Annotated in this window: 18 protein-coding genes; 10 read left to right on the forward strand and 8 right to left on the reverse strand. The window is 54.7% G+C overall.

The annotated features are described in order from the left end of the window. Window positions 1-83 precede the first annotated feature (83 nt). From AFK62_RS05700 to AFK62_RS05725, 6 genes are all read left to right on the forward strand, one after another. Window positions 84-1,037, forward strand: coding sequence for a carbohydrate ABC transporter permease (locus tag AFK62_RS05700; RefSeq protein WP_007665548.1), 954 nt, complete (start codon window positions 84-86; stop codon window positions 1,035-1,037). After that, complete coding sequence (locus AFK62_RS05705) at window positions 1,037-1,882, forward strand: carbohydrate ABC transporter permease (RefSeq protein ID WP_007665545.1); 846 nt, start codon at window positions 1,037-1,039, stop codon at window positions 1,880-1,882. The genes AFK62_RS05700 and AFK62_RS05705 overlap by 1 nt, the downstream gene beginning before the upstream one ends. 3 nt (window positions 1,883-1,885) lie before the next feature. Continuing rightward, entirely contained in the window at window positions 1,886-3,001 is a 1,116-nt protein-coding gene (locus AFK62_RS05710) for an ABC transporter ATP-binding protein (protein WP_007665539.1), read from the forward strand. A 9-nt stretch (window positions 3,002-3,010) separates the two neighbouring features. After that, the gene (locus AFK62_RS05715; protein WP_007665537.1) at window positions 3,011-4,666 is read left to right on the forward strand and encodes a glycoside hydrolase family 13 protein; all 1,656 of its coding nucleotides are present in this window, start codon (window positions 3,011-3,013) and stop codon (window positions 4,664-4,666) included. Beyond that, the gene (locus tag AFK62_RS05720) at window positions 4,666-6,342 is read left to right on the forward strand and encodes a glycoside hydrolase family 13 protein (RefSeq protein ID WP_007665535.1); all 1,677 of its coding nucleotides are present in this window, start codon (window positions 4,666-4,668) and stop codon (window positions 6,340-6,342) included. Before AFK62_RS05715 ends, AFK62_RS05720 begins: the two co-directional genes overlap by 1 nt. 86 nt (window positions 6,343-6,428) lie before the next feature. Beyond that, window positions 6,429-6,713 carry a hypothetical protein gene (locus AFK62_RS05725; protein ID WP_007665533.1) on the forward strand — a complete coding sequence of 95 codons (285 nt, stop codon included), beginning with the start codon at window positions 6,429-6,431 and terminating at the stop codon, window positions 6,711-6,713. Window positions 6,714-6,731: 18 nt separating this feature from the next. Here AFK62_RS05725 and rna read toward each other — a convergent pair whose 3' ends face one another. After that, on the reverse strand, window positions 6,732-7,544 hold the full coding sequence (gene rna / locus AFK62_RS05730) for a ribonuclease I (protein ID WP_007665532.1): 813 nt from the start codon (window positions 7,542-7,544) through the stop codon (window positions 6,732-6,734). 107 nt (window positions 7,545-7,651) lie between these two features. Then, window positions 7,652-9,013 carry an anaerobic C4-dicarboxylate transporter DcuC gene (gene dcuC, locus AFK62_RS05735; RefSeq protein WP_007665531.1) on the reverse strand — a complete coding sequence of 454 codons (1,362 nt, stop codon included), beginning with the start codon at window positions 9,011-9,013 and terminating at the stop codon, window positions 7,652-7,654. Between the two features lie 472 nt (window positions 9,014-9,485). On the opposite strand from dcuC, the gene pagP reads away from it, so the two are divergent. Next, window positions 9,486-10,064 (forward strand): lipid IV(A) palmitoyltransferase PagP, encoded by a 579-nt coding sequence (gene pagP / locus AFK62_RS05740; protein ID WP_007665527.1) that lies wholly within the window; start codon window positions 9,486-9,488, stop codon window positions 10,062-10,064. A gap of 190 nt (window positions 10,065-10,254) precedes the next feature. Further along, window positions 10,255-10,464 carry a transcription antiterminator/RNA stability regulator CspE gene (gene cspE, locus AFK62_RS05745; protein ID WP_002439184.1) on the forward strand — a complete coding sequence of 70 codons (210 nt, stop codon included), beginning with the start codon at window positions 10,255-10,257 and terminating at the stop codon, window positions 10,462-10,464. 229 nt (window positions 10,465-10,693) lie between these two features. Here the strand turns inward: cspE and crcB are convergent, their stop codons facing one another. After that, the gene (gene crcB / locus AFK62_RS05750) at window positions 10,694-11,077 is read right to left on the reverse strand and encodes a fluoride efflux transporter CrcB (RefSeq protein WP_007665508.1); all 384 of its coding nucleotides are present in this window, start codon (window positions 11,075-11,077) and stop codon (window positions 10,694-10,696) included. Window positions 11,078-11,164: 87 nt separating this feature from the next. Between crcB and AFK62_RS05755 the strand changes: the two genes are divergently transcribed. Beyond that, window positions 11,165-11,953, forward strand: coding sequence for a deaminated glutathione amidase (locus tag AFK62_RS05755; protein ID WP_032983979.1), 789 nt, complete (start codon window positions 11,165-11,167; stop codon window positions 11,951-11,953). 126 nt (window positions 11,954-12,079) lie between these two features. Next, a complete protein-coding gene (gene tatE / locus AFK62_RS05760) occupies window positions 12,080-12,283 on the forward strand; it encodes a twin-arginine translocase subunit TatE (RefSeq protein ID WP_007665505.1) in 204 nt (67 codons plus the stop codon). Between the two features lie 87 nt (window positions 12,284-12,370). On the opposite strand, the gene lipA is transcribed toward tatE, so the two are convergent. The 5 genes from lipA to dacA form a co-directional block, all read right to left on the reverse strand. Then, entirely contained in the window at window positions 12,371-13,336 is a 966-nt protein-coding gene (gene lipA / locus AFK62_RS05765) for a lipoyl synthase (protein ID WP_007665503.1), read from the reverse strand. Window positions 13,337-13,525: 189 nt separating this feature from the next. After that, window positions 13,526-14,521 (reverse strand): YbeF family transcriptional regulator, encoded by a 996-nt coding sequence (locus AFK62_RS05770; RefSeq protein ID WP_007665501.1) that lies wholly within the window; start codon window positions 14,519-14,521, stop codon window positions 13,526-13,528. A 320-nt stretch (window positions 14,522-14,841) separates the two neighbouring features. Beyond that, window positions 14,842-15,483, reverse strand: a complete 642-nt coding sequence (gene lipB, locus AFK62_RS05775) for a lipoyl(octanoyl) transferase LipB (protein ID WP_053531768.1) — start codon at window positions 15,481-15,483, stop codon at window positions 14,842-14,844. Window positions 15,484-15,561: 78 nt separating this feature from the next. Beyond that, window positions 15,562-15,825, reverse strand: coding sequence for a DUF493 family protein YbeD (gene ybeD, locus AFK62_RS05780; protein WP_053531769.1), 264 nt, complete (start codon window positions 15,823-15,825; stop codon window positions 15,562-15,564). A gap of 104 nt (window positions 15,826-15,929) precedes the next feature. Next, window positions 15,930-17,144, reverse strand: coding sequence for a D-alanyl-D-alanine carboxypeptidase DacA (dacA, locus tag AFK62_RS05785; protein ID WP_053531770.1), 1,215 nt, complete (start codon window positions 17,142-17,144; stop codon window positions 15,930-15,932). Window positions 17,145-17,208: the final 64 nt, after the last annotated feature.

Consider the following 17,208-nt stretch of genomic DNA (forward strand, 5'->3'; position numbering starts at 1 on the left):
ACGCCCCGGCGAGTCTGATTGGGAAGAGGGCCGGGGTGAGGGGCCACATAGTGGTGTCCGTCAACCTATTCAACGGAGCGCTTATGAAATCCGATAGCCTAACGCAGCCGCCGCCAGCCCGGCGGCATAAGGTTTCCTGGCATCAGCGCCGTCGTCGCGTGGCGTGGGGATTAGTGCTGCCCTCACTGCTTCTGCTGGCGCTGGCGGCGGGCTGGCCGCTCGCACGCACCATCTGGTTTAGTTTCACTAACGCCATGCTCGACGCGCCGCAGGAGTACGAGATGGTGGGCGTGGCAAACTATTTTGCGCGCCAGGATGGCGTCAGCATCGGCGTGCTCAGTGACCCGCTCTGGTGGCAGGCCGTGGGTAACACGCTCTGGTTCACCTTCACGTCGGTGGCGCTTGAGCTGCTGCTTGGCATGTTGCTGGCGCTATTGATGAATGAGAAATTCCGTGGTCAGGGGCTGGTGCGTACCGCGATCCTCATTCCCTGGGCGATTCCGACCATCGTCAGCGCCAAAATGTGGGGCTGGATGTTCCACGATCAATACGGCGTGGTAAACGACCTTCTCGGTAAAATAGGGCTGCCGTCGCACCTTGCCTGGATTGCCGAGCCATCACTCTCCATGTGGGCGGTGGTCATCGCGGATGTCTGGAAAACCACGCCGTTTATGGCACTGATGTTGCTGGCCGCACTGCAACTTATTCCAGGCGATCTCTACGAGGCGGCGAAAGTGGATGGTGCAAGCCCATGGCAGCGCTTTAAGCGCATCACGCTGCCGCTGATAATGCCTGCGCTGGTGGTCGCGCTCATTTTCCGCGTGATGGACTCCATGCGCATCTTCGATCTCATCTACGTGCTTACCTCCAACAGCGAAGCGACGATGTCTATTTCCGGCTACGCCCGCGAGCAGATCGTCTCATATCAGGATATGGGCATGGGCTCTGCGGCATCGGTACTGGTCTTTATGATGGTAGCGGGTATCGCTGCCTGCTTTATCCGCGTCGCACGCTTAAACGACAAGGAGAAAACCTGATGAAAATCACGCGCTGGCAGCGCAGGGCAGGACATAAAGCGGTGATTTTTATCGGTGCGCTGATGGCCTGTCTGTTCTGCGTATTTCCTTTCTATTACGCCATTATCAGCTCGCTGCGCGAAGGGCAGGAGCTGTTTACCCCGGCCTATTTCCCGACTGGCTGGCACTGGGATAACTATGTGGTCGCGCTGGTGGATAACGGCATCGCCCGCAGTCTGCTGAACTCCGTACTGGTGGCGGCCGTCACGGTAGGGTTGTGCCTGTTTGTCTCCGTCACCGCGGCGTTCGCGCTGGCGCGCGTGCCGTTTCGTGGGCGTCGCGTGCTCTTGTTCACCATCCTTTGCGTCTCCATGTTTCCCCAGGTAGCGGTGCTCACCGGCATGTTTGAACTGGTGCGCTTCCTCGGGCTTTATGATTCGCTCGGCGCGCTGGTTATCTCCTATACCACGTTCTCGCTGCCATTCACCGTCTGGGTGCTGACCACGTTTATGAAGTCGATTCCCGTGGAGCTTGAAGAGGCGGCGATTGTCGATGGCGCCAAAACCGGCACCATTATCCGCCGTATTTTTGCACCGGTGCTGGCGCCCGCAATGGTCACGACTGGGCTGCTGGCGTTTATCGGCGCCTGGAATGAATTTATGTTCGCGCTGACGTTTATTATTTCCGGCGACAAACGCACCGTGCCCGTCGCCATTAGTTTGTTCAGCGGCGCGTCGAGCTACGAACTGCCGTGGGGCAGCATTATGGCCGCGTCGGTGGTGGTGACGCTGCCTATCATCGTTCTGGTACTGATTTTCCAGAAACGCATCGTCAGCGGGCTCACCAGCGGGGCGATTAAGGGGTAAATCATGGCGCAACTTCGTTTAGAAAAAGTGCAGAAACGCTACGGCTCCCATGCCGAAGTGATTAAGCCGCTCGATTTACAGATTAACAGCGGTGAGTTCGTGGTGGTGGTGGGGCCGTCCGGCTGCGGGAAATCGACGCTGTTACGGCTGGTGGCGGGCCTTGAGGAAATAACCGTGGGTGATATGTATATCGACGATCTGCGGGTCAACGATGATTCACCCTCGGAGCGCGGCATTGGCATGGTTTTTCAGTCTTATGCGCTCTATCCGCATATGACCGTGTACCAGAATATGGCGTTCGCGCTGGAGATGGCGAAGGTACCCGTAAAGACCATCGACGAGCGCGTTCGCGAAAGCGCGCGGATTTTACAGCTTGAACATCTGCTTGAGCGACGCCCAAAAGATCTCTCAGGCGGGCAGCGTCAGCGCGTGGCGATAGGGCGCGCGATTGTGCGTGAACCCAGCCTCTTTCTTTTTGATGAACCGCTCTCAAACCTTGATGCCTCGCTGCGCGTGCAGATGCGCATGGAGATTGCCGCGCTGCATAAGCGCATTAACGCCACCATTTTGTACGTCACGCACGATCAGGTAGAGGCCATGACGCTTGCCGATCGCATTGTGGTGCTCAACCAGGGCCAGATAGAACAGGTTGGCTCGCCGCTGGAGCTTTACGATGCGCCCGCTAATGTTTTCGTGGCGCAGTTTATCGGTTCGCCGAAGATGAATCTCATCCCCGGCAAGCTGCTGCGCGTCATGGAGCACGCCTGCGAGGTGGAGCTGGAGAACGGGCTGCGCCTGACGCTGCCGGTACAGGCCGCGGCGGGTCAGGAGGGCGACGACATACAGCTTGGCATTCGCCCGGAGCATGTGGAGGTGATGACGCTTGCCAAAGCGGATGTGGAAGGCGAGGTGCTGTTTGTCGAACATATGGGAAATGAAACGCTAGTTTATGTTAATGGCGGTTATGGCGCAGAACCGCTGGTCATGCGCCATACTGAGAGGCTGGAGGTCCGGCCGGAGCATCATTTGGGCCTGAAACTCCCACCGGAACACTGTTACCTTTTCGACAGCGCGGGCAGGGCGTTTGTACGGCTCAGCGGCCCGAAAAACCAGCACTAAGGGAGCGTGATGAAAGCAATCGACAAGAAGTGGTGGCACAACGCGGTGGTCTACCAGATCTATCCGCGCAGCTTTATGGACGCCAACGGCGACGGCGTGGGCGATCTGGCCGGTATCATCAGCAAGCTCGACTATCTGCAACAGCTTGGCATCAACCTTATCTGGCTCTCGCCGGTCTACAAGTCCCCGATGGATGATAACGGCTACGATATCTCCGATTACGACGACATCGCCGCGGAATTCGGCACGATGGCGGAGATGGAGCAGCTTATCACCGAGGCGAAGGCGCGTAATATTTACATCCTGATGGATCTGGTGGTGAACCACACGTCGGATGAACATCCGTGGTTCCTTGAAGCGAAAAAGGGCAAAGATAACCCGTACCGCGAGTTTTATATCTGGCGTAAACCGGCCCCGGACGGCGGCCCGCCGAACGACTACCGCTCGCACTTCGGCGGCAGCGGCTGGGCCTATGACGAGGCGAGCGGCGAATATTATCTGCACCAGTTTTCAGTCCGTCAGCCCGATCTGAACTGGGAAAATCCGCGTGTGCAGGAGGAGATCCACGCGATGATGAATCGCTGGCTCGATAAGGGCATCGGCGGTTTCCGTATGGACGTGATTGATCTCATCGGCAAAGAGGTAGACCGGCAGATCATGGCGAACGGCAAGCATCTGCATGTGCTGCTGCGCCAGATGAACGCCGCCACCTTCGGCCCGCGCGACTCGCTGACCGTAGGCGAGGCGTGGAGCGCTACACCAGAAGACGCGCTGCTCTACAGCGACCCGGAACGCCAGGAGTTATCAATGGTGTTCCAGTTTGAACACATCAAGCAAACCTGGGATGAAAAAGCCGGTAAGTGGCGCAGCAGACCGTTTGACCTGCCGCGTTTTAAAGCGGTTATCGACAAATGGCAGACGGCGCTTGCCGACCGCGGCTGGAACTCGCTCTTCTGGAGTAACCACGACCTGCCGCGCGCCGTATCGAAGTTCGGCAACGACGGCGAATTCCGTGAGGTATCGGCCAAAATGCTCGCCACCGCGCTCCATTGTCTGCGCGGCACGCCGTATATCTATCAGGGCGAGGAGATCGGCATGACGAATGTGCGTTACTCCACCATTGAAGAGTATCGCGACATTGAAAGCCTCAATTTTTACCGGGAACTTATCGCAGGCGGCCTGACGCATGACGAGATGATGACCGGCATCTACGCCAACGGGCGCGATAACGCCCGCACCCCGATGCAGTGGGACGACAGCCCAAACAGCGGCTTTACCACGGGAATGCCGTGGCTTGGTGTGAACCCCAACTACCGCGATATCAACGTGGCGCAGGCGCTGGCCGAACCGGACTCTATCCTCTGGCATTACCAGAAGCTGGTGGCGCTGCGTAAACAGCATCCGATTCTGGTGTATGGCGATTATCAAATGCTGTTCGCCGAGCATCCGGAAATCTTCGCCTGGGTGCGCCGCTACGAGGGCGACACGCTGCTGGTAGTGAACAACTTCTTTGGCAACCACATTACGTTGCCTGTCCCGGAAGCGATGCAGGCGTGGCATGGTGAATGTCTTATCAGCAACTACGCGCCACGCGACCAGCTCGCCGTGAGCCTGGAGCTGCAACCGTATGAATCTTTCGCGCTGTTAATTCATCAGGAGGGGTAATGGGTGAGGCATCGACGCAGGTAAAAGGCCGCTGGTGGAAAGAGGCGACGGCCTACCAGATTTATCCGCGCAGCTTTAAAGACAGCAACGGCGACGGGATTGGCGATCTGAACGGGATAATCGACAAGCTCGATTATCTTAAGGATTTGGGCATCGATCTTATCTGGATCTGCCCGATGTATCCGTCACCTAACGACGATAACGGGTACGACATTAGCGACTATCAGGGGATCATGGCGGAATTTGGCACGATGGCCGATTTCGACCGGCTGTTGGAAGGTGTGCATCAGCGCGGCATGCGGCTCATTCTTGATCTTGTCGTGAACCACACCTCTGACGAACATCCGTGGTTTCTGGAATCCCGTGCCTCGCGTGATAACCCAAAACGTGACTGGTATATCTGGCGCGACGGGAAAAACGGCGCCGAGCCAAATAACTGGGAGTCGATTTTTAGCGGCTCGGCCTGGAAGCACGACGCCGCGACGGGCCAATATTTTATGCACCTGTTCAGCAGCCGCCAGCCGGATCTCAACTGGGAAAACCATGAAATGCGCGCGGCGGTGTACGACATGATGCGCTGGTGGCTTGATAAGGGCATCGACGGGTTTCGTATCGACGCCATCGCGCACATGAAAAAAGAGCCGACGCTCAGCGATGTACCCAACCCCGATAAACTCCCTTACGCGCCATCCATGGTGGCGCACCTTAATTATGATGGGCTGCTCGATTATGTCGATGATATCTGTCGTAACGTTTTTGATCATTACGACATCGTGACGGTGGGCGAAATGAACGGGCTTGACGCCGACCACGCTGAAGAGTGGGTCGGCGAAAACCGCGGGCGGCTCAATATGGTGTTTCAGTTCGAACACGTCCGGCTGTGGGAGCCGCAGGCGGGGCTGCGCCCAACGCCCGCCGTGCTGCGAAAGATTTTCACGGCCTGGCAGCAGGCGCTGGAAGGAAAGGGCTGGAACGCGCTCTATGTGGAAAACCACGATGTGACGCGGATCGTCTCGCGCTGGGGCGATACTGAACGCCACTGGCGTGAAAGCGCGACCTGCATCGCCGCGATGTATTTTCTGATGCAGGGCACGCCTTTTATCTATCAGGGCCAGGAAATCGGCATGACGAACACGCGCTTTGCGAGCCTTGAAGATTTTGACGATGTGTCGGCCCATAACAAAGCGCGGGACCTGCGCGAGCAGGGCATGAGTGAAGCGGAGATTGTCGCTTTTCTGACGCGCACCGGGCGCGATAACTCCCGCACGCCGATGCAGTGGGACGCCTCCCCCTATGCCGGGTTTAGCACGCACGAGCCCTGGCTGAAGGTGAACCCGAACTACGAGATGATCAATGTAGAGAGCCAGCAGCACGATCCACATTCGGTACTCAACTTTTATCGCCAGATGATCCATTTACGTAAGCGCGAACCGGCGCTGATTTATGGACGTTACGAATCATTGCTGGACGATCATGAGCAGATTTACGCTTATGGCCGCGTACTGGGAGATGAACGGCTGGTGGTGCTGTGTAATCTTTCGGGGAAAGCCGCAGAATGGGATGCACGCGCGCTCTCGCTTGACGGCGCAACCTGCGTGCTCGCGAACCTCAGCGAGGGGCAGGAGGGCAACCGGCTGAAAGCCTGGGAGACGCGCGTTTATAAACACGCGTTATGAGAGCACTCAGGCTGTGACGTAACAGCGTTTTTTGCGAGGAAGATCGCGCCACAATGGCGCGATTTTTTTTGACAAGGATGCAAACGATGATACGTAAAACTGTACTGGCCGCACTAATGCTGCTGGCGATAACCGGCGTCGTACCTGCAGCTCACGCGGCATTAAGCGATGACGAAGTCAGAGAACAGATTATCCAGGAGTCGATAGACGTCTATCCCGGCAATTGCCCTTGCCCTTATAACGCGATGCGTAACGGACGCGCCTGCGGCGGTCGCAGCGCCTGGAGCCGGGCCGGGGGCTATGCGCCCATTTGCTATAAGCGCGAGGTGACGGCGCAGATGGTTCGCGAATGGCGCGAGCGCAACGAATAATTGCGCCCGCGCAGGCGATTAATAACCGACGGTATCGAGAATAAAGTTTTTACCGCAATTGCCAGGGTGGGGTTGCGGGGCAAACGCGTCGGCGCTGAGCGGCGCGTTGATTTGCGAGGCGTTTAGCGAAATTTGTATTTCGGTGAGATAGGCCGGGTTACCGTTACAGGTAAGCTTTACGGCGCGTACGCTCTGGCGGCCAAATGCTTTGGCGACAGCAGTATCAAACGCCTGCCGACTCACCGCTTTGCCGTAATTGGCGGCCAGGAACGCGCCAAGCGGGCTCTGCTTCACTTCATTATTCATGCGCACCATGGTGCCGAAATAGGCGTCCGGATCGAAGCCGAAACAGACGCCGTGTTTCGCGTATTCATAACGCTCCAGACAGGAGTCGCCGCCCGCGCCTGGCATCGTTTCACTCAATTTTTCTGCAGTTTCCAGCGACAGACCGGTTTCCGCTGCCTGACATTTTCTGTCGGCGCGGGCAAACGGCATATTCGGCACCGGGCGCGTGGCGCAGCCATAACGCATCCAGCGTTTGTCATCCACGCCGCGCGCAGCGATGGATTTAGGTAAGCCCGGCCATAAGCCGTGGACCGTCAGGTAGTTGCGTTTATCGTCTTCTTCTTTTTGCAGCGCGCACTCGGTGGGCTCATCGCGCCGCCGCTCGTGCATACTCTGACAAAAACCGGTCTGCCATGAGAGCGCCAGCACATAGCGATCGAAGTCGCCATACTGTTTCGCTTCCAGCGGCTGCGCCTGGGCACTGGCGGATGCCGCCGTCATCGCCAGCAGCGCGCCTGCGGCGAGTAAAACTTTCCTGTTAACCATGGTATGGGTCCGAAATCGACGGGCTAAATCACAAGGATGTGTCATTTAACCATAAAAAAAGCGCCACGAGGGCGCTTTTCGGACAGATTCCACTTAGGGACAGAGGATTATGCCGTCACCAGCAACTGGGTGGCGATGATAACGACGATTAATCCGACCAGCACCGGCACAGAGGTGCGTTTGACCACTTCGAACGGGGAGATTTGTGCCATGCCCGCGACGGCTACAACGACGCCGGAGACCGGGGAAATCGTACGGCCCAGGTTCGAGGCCTGTAGCATCGGAATGGTCAGATATGCCGGATTGATGCCTGCGCTGTGGGCGAGTTTTGGGATCATCTCCACAAAGGCGTAAAACGGCGCATTACCGGAGCCGGTAGTCATCGCTGCAAGCATGGTGAGCGTGACCAGCACCAGCATCAGAATAATGCTTGCGGAGCCAAACGAGGTGGCGATGGAAATCAGACTCTGAATAAAGCCAATGGTGCTAAGGCCCTGCGCGAAGACGCCAGCGGCCACCAGCAGAATTACGACGCCTGCGAAAGCATCAGCCATGCCGCGATAGACGACTTCCAGCCCGGCGAAGACCTTTTTACTGTCAAAGCTTCGGATAAATTCAATCAGCGCCGTCAGCACAATGCAGATAACCAGAATTGTGATGATGTGCAGTTGCGGCCCCCATTTACCGTCAAAAATGAGCACGCCGATGATCGGGCTGAACGGCAGGATGGCATAAAACGCGGGGGCGTTTGTTTTTATGTCGTTCACGTCGAGCATTTCATGGCTGATGTGCTCTTTTTTATCGAGCCAGCGCTGCCAGAAAAAGTGCGCGATCGCCATGCTGATAATGGCGGCAATAGAGACCGGCAGGGTGGTTTTAAAGGCGAAATCGATAAGCGGCATTTCCGAGGCCTGCGCGGCCAGCACGACATCCCCGGAGGTAGGGGAGAGAATAATCGCCGCCGGAGAGGCACAAATGGCTGCCGCTGCGCCGCGACTGATGCCCACATTGACCATTACCGGAAAGAGCGTCGCCATCAACAGCACGCCAAGCCCGGTTGCGGATGAGACGGCGAGAGACATCAGGCAGGCGACGAAATAGGCCGCAATCATCAGCAAATACGGAGAGTTGATATAACGCAGCGGGCGGGAGGCCAGTTTCACCACCATATCGTTAGCGCCGGTATGCGTCATATACGCAGCGAAACCGCAGAGCATCATAATCATCATGCCCAGATCGCCACCGCGGCTCATCAGCAGAATTTTAATATATTCAAAAATATCGCTGACGGCATAACCGGTGCTGGCTTCTTTTGCGGGTAATATCGGGTGACCCATTAGCGCGCTAATTATTAACAGCAACAGGCCACCAACAAAAAGGACGCCGGTTGCGGAATAGCCTTTAATGATATAACGCGCGACTCCCACAATAACCACGGCGCCAGTGAGGAGTTCCAGAAGTGTTCCCATAATTGCCTCTGTTAAACGACGGGAGAAATAACCTGGCGACGGACAGCTTGTGGCGCAGGCGAGTTGCGGGGGAATGTGCCTGAATTACTCTAAGTGTTATCTGATACATATCAAAAAACCCTCTGCTAACAACATCTGTGAAAAACGTCTAAATAAAATCCATATAAATTAACGTGTTACACAATGCTGCCTGAGCGTATTCCCGCCGCGAAATGCACAGAGGCGCGATTAAAGCAGAATTTGCGTTAGGGCGCAAAGCGGCGAGTTATTAATGGCAGCCGTTATTTGACCGCGGATAGTAATAAAGACAGGAGGGTTTTTTAGCGCTGAACCGCGCGGCTGCAAGCATCTGAAAAAAGCCGATGTAGCGCGGCTGCCGTCTCGCTTTCGGAATTAACCGGCAGCCGGTTAAGACTTCATTGAGGCAGGATCGCATAGGATATTATTTGATACTTACAGTGGTAATATAGACGTGACCGTAGTTAATAAAGCTTTTCTGACATTCCTTGTATTTTTCTGCCAGATTGTGTTTCCCCTGAATGCTTCCGCGCTCGAAGCGCCACGCACCGTTAAGGACTGGGCTTCTGTACTTGGCGATAACATCGCCGAGACGTGGAACGAACCACAGCATATCGATCTCTATGTGCCAGCGATTACCTGGCATGCCCGTTTCGCCTACGACAAAGAAAAAACCGATCGCTATAACGAACGCCCCTGGGGCGGCGGTATCGGTAAGTCGCGCTGGGATGAAAAAGGGAACTGGCACGGCCTGTATGTGATGGCGTTTAAAGATTCCTACAACAAATGGGAACCTATCGCCGGTTACGGCTGGGAGGCGACATGGCGTCCGCTGCCTGATGACGCGTTCCATGTCGGGCTTGGGTATACCCTCGGCGTGACCGCGCGCAATAACTGGGATTACATCCCTATTCCGCTGGTGCTGCCGCTGGCGTCGGTCGGTTATGGACCGGCTACATTCCAGATGACCTACATCCCTGGAACTTATAACAACGGAAACGTTTACTTCGCCTGGGTACGGCTGCAGTTTTAAGCGCAAAATATTTTCAGTCATAAGAAAATGCGCTAAGCCAGACAGAACAGGGCTCACAAGCCCAACGGCAAAAAAAGTTCGCGACTTTTATCACTTTTTCTAAAAGTTCGACTGGACAAAAGCCACCACAATTGATGTACTGATATCCGACACAGCATTTGTGTCGATTTTTCATGTAAAGGTAATTTTGATGTCTAAGATTAAAGGTAACGTTAAGTGGTTTAATGAATCCAAAGGATTCGGTTTCATTACTCCGGAAGATGGCAGCAAAGACGTGTTCGTACACTTCTCTGCGATCCAGAGCAATGGTTTCAAAACTCTGGCTGAAGGTCAGCGTGTAGAGTTCGAAATCACTAACGGTGCCAAAGGCCCTTCTGCTGCTAACGTAATCGCTCTGTAATTACATACAGCCAGATTTTCAAAACCCGCTGATGAAGCGGGTTTTTTTATGCCTGTCGTTTAACAGTTACTCAATAAAACAGAAAGCTTTTCAGGAAAAACCCTACCACCAGCACACTGAATAACACCGCCAGCCAGCTCATCATTTGCGCTTTCATAAGCCCCTCCAGACATGGACGATGGGGCGATAGTGGCAGAGAAAAATTAAGCTAACATTAACGAGACGACGCTCAGCGCACGCTGATGGCAGAAAAAAGCCAGAATGCGATCGCCGTCATCATAAATGACCCGAGCAGGTTCAGCGCGATGTTAAGCCCGGCCCAGCCGATTCGCCCCTCCTGCAGCAGAAAAACGACTTCCGCCGAGAAGGTCGAGAACGTTGTCAGGCCGCCGCACAGGCCGGTGGTGATAAGTAGCTTCCACATGGGGTCAAGGTGTGTCATGCGGTTAAACCAGGCAAGCCCGGCGCCGATGATAAACGCACCTGCCAGGTTGGCCGTCAGCGTGCCGACAGGGATTGCATGGTGAACAGGATTAAGACGCAGGCCAAGCCACCAGCGCAGCACGCTGCCGGTGCCACCGCCGAGAAATACCGCGAGCATAATTTTTAACATGGGCGTTTACGTTAGTGCTATTTATGAGGCGAATAGTTTACCGTCAGCAGCAGTAAGCTGGCTACCGTAAGGGGAGAACATGCGTAAATGAAAGTCGCAGTGGGACAATTCGCGGTAACGCCTGACTGGCAGAGAAACGCAGCGACGTGCGTTGAGCTTATGTCAACCGCGGCGAATCAACAGGCCGATTTGCTGGTGCTGCCGGAGGCGCTGCTGGCACGCAGCGATAACGACCCGGATTTGTCGGTCAAATCGGCGCAGAGGCTGGATGGCGCCTATGTGCGACAGCTTTGCGAGCAGAGCGCCGGAAACAGCCTCACAACGCTCCTGACGCTCCACATCCGTACCACAGAGGGAAGGGCGGCCAACACGCTTCTTGCGCTACGCGGCGGTGAGATAATCGCCCAGTACCAGAAAATTCATCTCTACGATGCTTTTGCGATGCAGGAGTCGCGTCTCGTCGACGCAGGCGATACGCTGCCGCCCCTGATTGATGTGGCGGGGATGAAGGTGGGGCTGATGACGTGCTATGACCTGCGCTTTCCCGATATGGCCTTGAGCCTGGCGCTGGCAGGCGCGGATGTACTGGCATTGCCAGCGGCCTGGGTGCGTGGACCGCATAAAACGCATCACTGGGCCACGTTGCTCGCTGCACGAGCGCTGGACACAACCTGTTATCTTGTTGCGAGCGGCGAGTGCGGTAATCGCAATATTGGGCAGAGCCGCGTAGTGGACCCGCTTGGCATAACGATCGCGGCCGCAGCGGAAGACCCGGCGCTGATTTTCGCTGAGCTTTCACCGCAGCGCGTGGCGCAGGTACGGGAACAATTACCGGTCCTGAAAAACCGCCGTTTCGCTGCACCACAATTATTTTGATGTTTTTTTATCCAGCGCTTGATTCATCTCGTTACAGATTGCTATTGTGTGTCGGGCTTAAATGACCGTTAATAAGTGCGGTCTTTAACATGGCCGACTGGCGCCAGATTTTCTAAGAAGGTAAGTATGGGTGAAATTAGTATTACCAAACTGCTCGTGATCGCCGCACTGGTTGTTCTGCTGTTTGGTACCAAAAAACTGCGCACGCTTGGGGGAGACCTGGGCGCGGCAATCAAAGGCTTTAAGAAAGCAATGAACGACGACGACTCCAGCGCTAAAACGCCTGCTGCGACGGAAGCCCCGGCGGAACGTCTTTCTCACAAAGAGTAATTTCCGCCCCAGTGGCATAAAAAAACCGGCTCATCAGAGGCCGGTTTTTTTGTGGGCTGTCGCCCTGTCGTAACAAGCTATAACGGCTTATTTGACTTCTTCACCTTTCGCCTGCAGATCGGCATGGTAAGAAGAGCGGACAAACGGACCACAGGCGGCGTGGGTGAAGCCCATTGCCAGCGCTTCCGCTTTCATCTCTTCAAACTCGTCCGGGCTCACGTAGCGTTGTACCGGCAGGTGGTGACGGCTTGGTTGCAGGTACTGGCCGAGTGTCAGCATTGTGACGCCGTGGGCGCGCAGATCGCGCATCACTTCGATGATCTCTGCATTGGTTTCGCCAAGGCCAACCATCAGACCCGATTTGGTCGGGATCTCCGGGTGCACTTCTTTAAAACGCTCCAGCAGCTTCAGAGACCAGGCGTAATCGGCACCAGGACGTACCTGACGATAGAGGCGCGGCACGTTTTCCAGGTTGTGGTTAAACACGTCCGGCGGCGTGGCGGTAAGGATGTCCAGCGCCTTATCCATACGACCACGGAAATCAGGTACCAGCGTTTCGATTTTGATGGTCGGGCTTTTTTCACGGATGGCGCTGATGCAGTCCGCAAAGTGCTGAGCACCGCCGTCGCGCAGGTCGTCGCGGTCCACAGAAGTGATAACCACGTAGCGCAGCGCCATATCAGCGATAGTTTGCGCCAGTTTCTGCGGTTCGTTGGCATCCGGGGCTACCGGGCGGCCATGCGCCACGTCGCAGAACGGGCAACGGCGGGTACAAATAGCGCCGAGGATCATAAAGGTCGCGGTGCCGTGGTTGAAACACTCCGCAAGGTTCGGGCAGGAGGCTTCTTCACAAACAGAATGAAGGCCATTTTTGCGCATCGCCGCTTTGATACCCTGGATGCGGGTCGAGTCGGCAGGGAGTTTGATTTTCATCCACTCCGGCTTTCTTAACAAAGCCTCCCGCTCTGTCGCCACATTCTTAACCGGGATAAGGGCCATTTTATCGGCATCGCGGTATTTCACACCGCGTTCCATCACAATGGGTTTACTCATAGCGTGCGTGTTCCAGTTGCGGATAACGAAGGAAAGCGTTTAAATTCAAGCTAATGTTGTATTTATCAACTATTTTTGAATTAACGGCACGCAGTATAACATTACTGTCAGGCAGAATCAGCCTGAGGCCGCCCGAATTGGCGAAGAATTTGTAAAATAGTTGTTATTTTGTGCCTTATCACCCGCCCATTATGAAGGCGATGCGCCTTTAGAAACCACACGCTTTTCAAAGCCTTCCACAATCGCCTCAATCACATTCTGAACGACCGGATCGCGCAGGCTGAACTTATTGTAATGTAATGAAATATCGATGGTTTCCTTAATAACCACATCGCTTTCCACTTCAATAAGCCCAAAACTGTCTTTGAATAACGCGAAAATACGCGCGGGCATAAAGCCGATGAGATCGCTGCTACCGATGATAGAGGCGATGGTTACCATATTGTAACTGCTAAACGAAACGTTTCGATCCGGCAGTAACGTATTGATCTGTTTGCGCACGCCATTGACCATCCCGCCTGGCAGCATAATGAACGTGTGCTCCCACATCTGCAGGTCTTCCGAGGTGACCGGCTCACCGGTTCGGCTGCAGGGGTGACCGCGACGGCAGACCACGGCGACACGATCTTTAAAGAGCAGATGCGTGCTAAGCGTGCGCGATGACCATGAACCGCTGTCAATCACAAGGTCGGTCTGGAACTGGCTAAGCTGAGTTTCTGTGTCCTGCAACGGGACATTGCGGATTTGCAAATGCGGATTGACCGTGCGGATCTGTTGATAGATTTGAGGGATCACCAGCGCGCCCAGCGAGGCAGACGTGGCGATAGTAATGGTGCGCTGTTTTTCATGCTCGCCCTGTAAATCCAGCGCGCCGAGAATGGATTCCAGTCCCTGACTGATATATTCGTGCATGTGGGTCGCGTACGCGGTCGGCGTGACGCCTTGCCCTTTACGAATAAACAACGGATCGGGAAATATCAGCCGCAGTTTCTGAATAGACTGGCTGATAGCCGATGGCGTCAGGTTCAGTACTCTGGCCGCGTTAACGATGCCTTTGTGCACGTATACGGCTTCGAAAATCGTCAGGAGGTTAAGATCGATATTTCGCAGAGTCTGGAATATTTGCGGTCTACTGTCATCTTCCTGTTTGGCTGAAGGTTTTTCAGGGGGATGGTTCAATTCCACGCTACGCTCCAACTGTATAGATAAATCAAATAATAGAGAGGTTCTATTTATAATAACTGTGAACAGGTCCCTTAGCCGACAATAAAACGCTCCGGGGATCTTACCCGCATAAAGTGAACAGGACTTTACATGGACGGCAAAGGGGCGGGAGGTGTTTTCAGATAAATCCCGCTTATCTTCTCTTGCCGTTAATCCATTGATGAAATTAAGAAAAATTCATTCAGGCGCAGAGAAAATAAATAATCCGTTATGGAATGTAAAGCGGCAAATTGCATATCGATTAAAGGTCGCCGCAAGAAGGGCGACCAGCAAGGAAAGTCTTAAGCGCTGATATATTCCGCGGGGGGATTATTAAGTAGCGCTAAAAAGTGATGCACCAGTCGCGGTTGCACCGCTTCAGGGTTTGCGCCAGCAGAAAGGGCGCTGACCTGGGTCATTTCCATTCCCGCGTACCCGCAAGGGTTTATACGCAAAAACGGACGTAGATCCATATTAATATTGAGTGCCAGACCATGAAAAGAGCACCCTTTGCGAATACGCAGGCCCAGAGAACAGATTTTTTTGCCATCAACATAGACGCCAGGCGCGTCGGGGCGAGGATAGGCGTTGATATCCCATTCGGCTAGCGTGTTGACGACCGTCTGTTCCAGTAACGTCACCAGTTCGCGCACGCCAAGTTTGCGGCGACGAAGATTCAGCATTACGTACATGACTTGTTGTCCGGGGCCGTGGTAAGTCACCTGGCCGCCGCGATCGCTCTGGATAACCGGAATATCGCCGGGCATCAGGACATGTTCCGCTTTACCGGCCTGTCCCTGCGTAAATACGGGAGTATGTTCGACCAGCCAGATCTCATCCGGGGTGGTGTCTTCGCGTTCATCGGTAAACTGGTGCATCGCCTGCGAAACGGGTTCATAAGGCTGAAGCCCAAGCTGGCGAATGATAATTTTTTCCTGAAGCAAAACTGCGTCTCCGAAGAGAGAAGGTGCGGGGAGTATATCACGAAGAAAAGTTACCCGGACGCCGCCGGGTAACGGGGATCACAGCACCATGCGCACGATTTCGATATTGCCGAGCTCTTCATAGAGCGTCTCAACCTGCTCAATATGCGTCGCGTTGATGGTAATCGACACGGAATGGTAGTTACCTTTGCTGCTTGGTTTGACCTGCGGTGTATAGTCGCCAGGAGCATGGCGCTGCACGACCTCGATGACCAGATCAACCAACTCAGGTTTCGCCAGGCCCATCACTTTGTAAGTAAAAGGGGTCGGGAACTCAAGCAGCTCGTTAAGTTTGGTTTTCATGTCAGCTCCAGCGTTACGTAAAAAATAATAACTCCCGCAGAAGCGGGAGTTGGATTGATGCTTAGTATATGGGGGCGAAAGTCAGGCTTTCAAGTGGTCAGTCATTAACCAAACCAGTGGTGGAACATCAGTTTGATGTAGTCAATGATGCGACCAAAGAAGTTGCCTTCCTGAATCTCTTCCAGCACGACCAGCGGGCGCTGTTCGATGGTTTTGCCATCCAGCTGGAAGTTAATGGTGCCTACAACCTGGTTTTTCGCGAGCGGCGCGTGCAGTTCGGCAGTGTTCAGGACATAGCTTGCTTTCAGATCTTTCATGCGGCCACGCGGAATGGTCAGATAAATGTCTTTATCGACGCCGAGCGACGCGCGGTCGTTGTCGCCAAACCAGGCTGGTTCAGAGGCGAACTCTTTACCCGCTTTCAGCGGGTTGACGGTTTCAAAGAAACGGAAGCCCCAGGTCAGCAATTTTTTGCTCTCGGCTTCACGGCCTTTAAAGGTGCGCCCGCCCATTACGGCGGAAATCAGGCGCATCTGGCCTTCGGTCGCGGAAGCAACGAGGTTATAGCCCGCTTTGTCCGTGTGACCGGTTTTAATGCCGTCCACGTTCAGGCTGTTGTCCCACAGCAAACCGTTACGGTTGGTCTGGCGGATCCCGTTGAAAGTGAACTCTTTTTCTTTATAGATGGAGTATTCGTTCGGGACATCGCGGATCAGCGCCTGGCCAATCAGCGCCATATCGCGCGCGGAGCTAAACTGACCCTCTGCATCCAGGCCGTGTACGGTCTGGAAGTGAGTGTTTTTCAGGCCCAGCGCGGTAACATAGCTGTTCATCAAACCTACAAACGCGTCCTGACTGCCTGCAACATAATCGGCCATCGCTACGCACGCGTCGTTGCCGGATTGCAGGTTAATACCGCGGATCAGCTGGGATACCGGCACTTGCATGCCTGGCTTCAGGAACATCAGGGACGAGCCTTTGAAGACCGGGTTGCCGGTCGCCCATGCATCGTTGCCGATAGTGACCAGATCAGACTCTTTAAATTTGCCTGCTTTCATCGCCTGCCCGATGACATAGCTCGTCATCATTTTGGTCAGGCTTGCCGGATCGCGGCGCGCGTCAGCGTTCTGTTCCGCCAGCACTTTCCCTGAATTGTAATCGATGAGGATATAAGCTTCCGCGTCGATCTGCGGCACGCCTGGGATCATCGTTTTGATATTAAGATCGTCGGCATGAGCGGTGGTTGAGAGAGCTGCGACAGAAAACGCCGTGCTAATGGCAAGACGCTGCATAAAACGAACGGAGAAAGTGGTCTTCATGGTCTGAACAACGACATCCGTGATGAGTGAAAAAAGTGCCTTACTATAGCAAATGCCTTATGGG

The sequence above is a fragment of the Cronobacter condimenti 1330 genome (assembly GCF_001277255.1).
Classification (GTDB): Bacteria; Pseudomonadota; Gammaproteobacteria; order Enterobacterales; family Enterobacteriaceae; genus Cronobacter; species Cronobacter condimenti.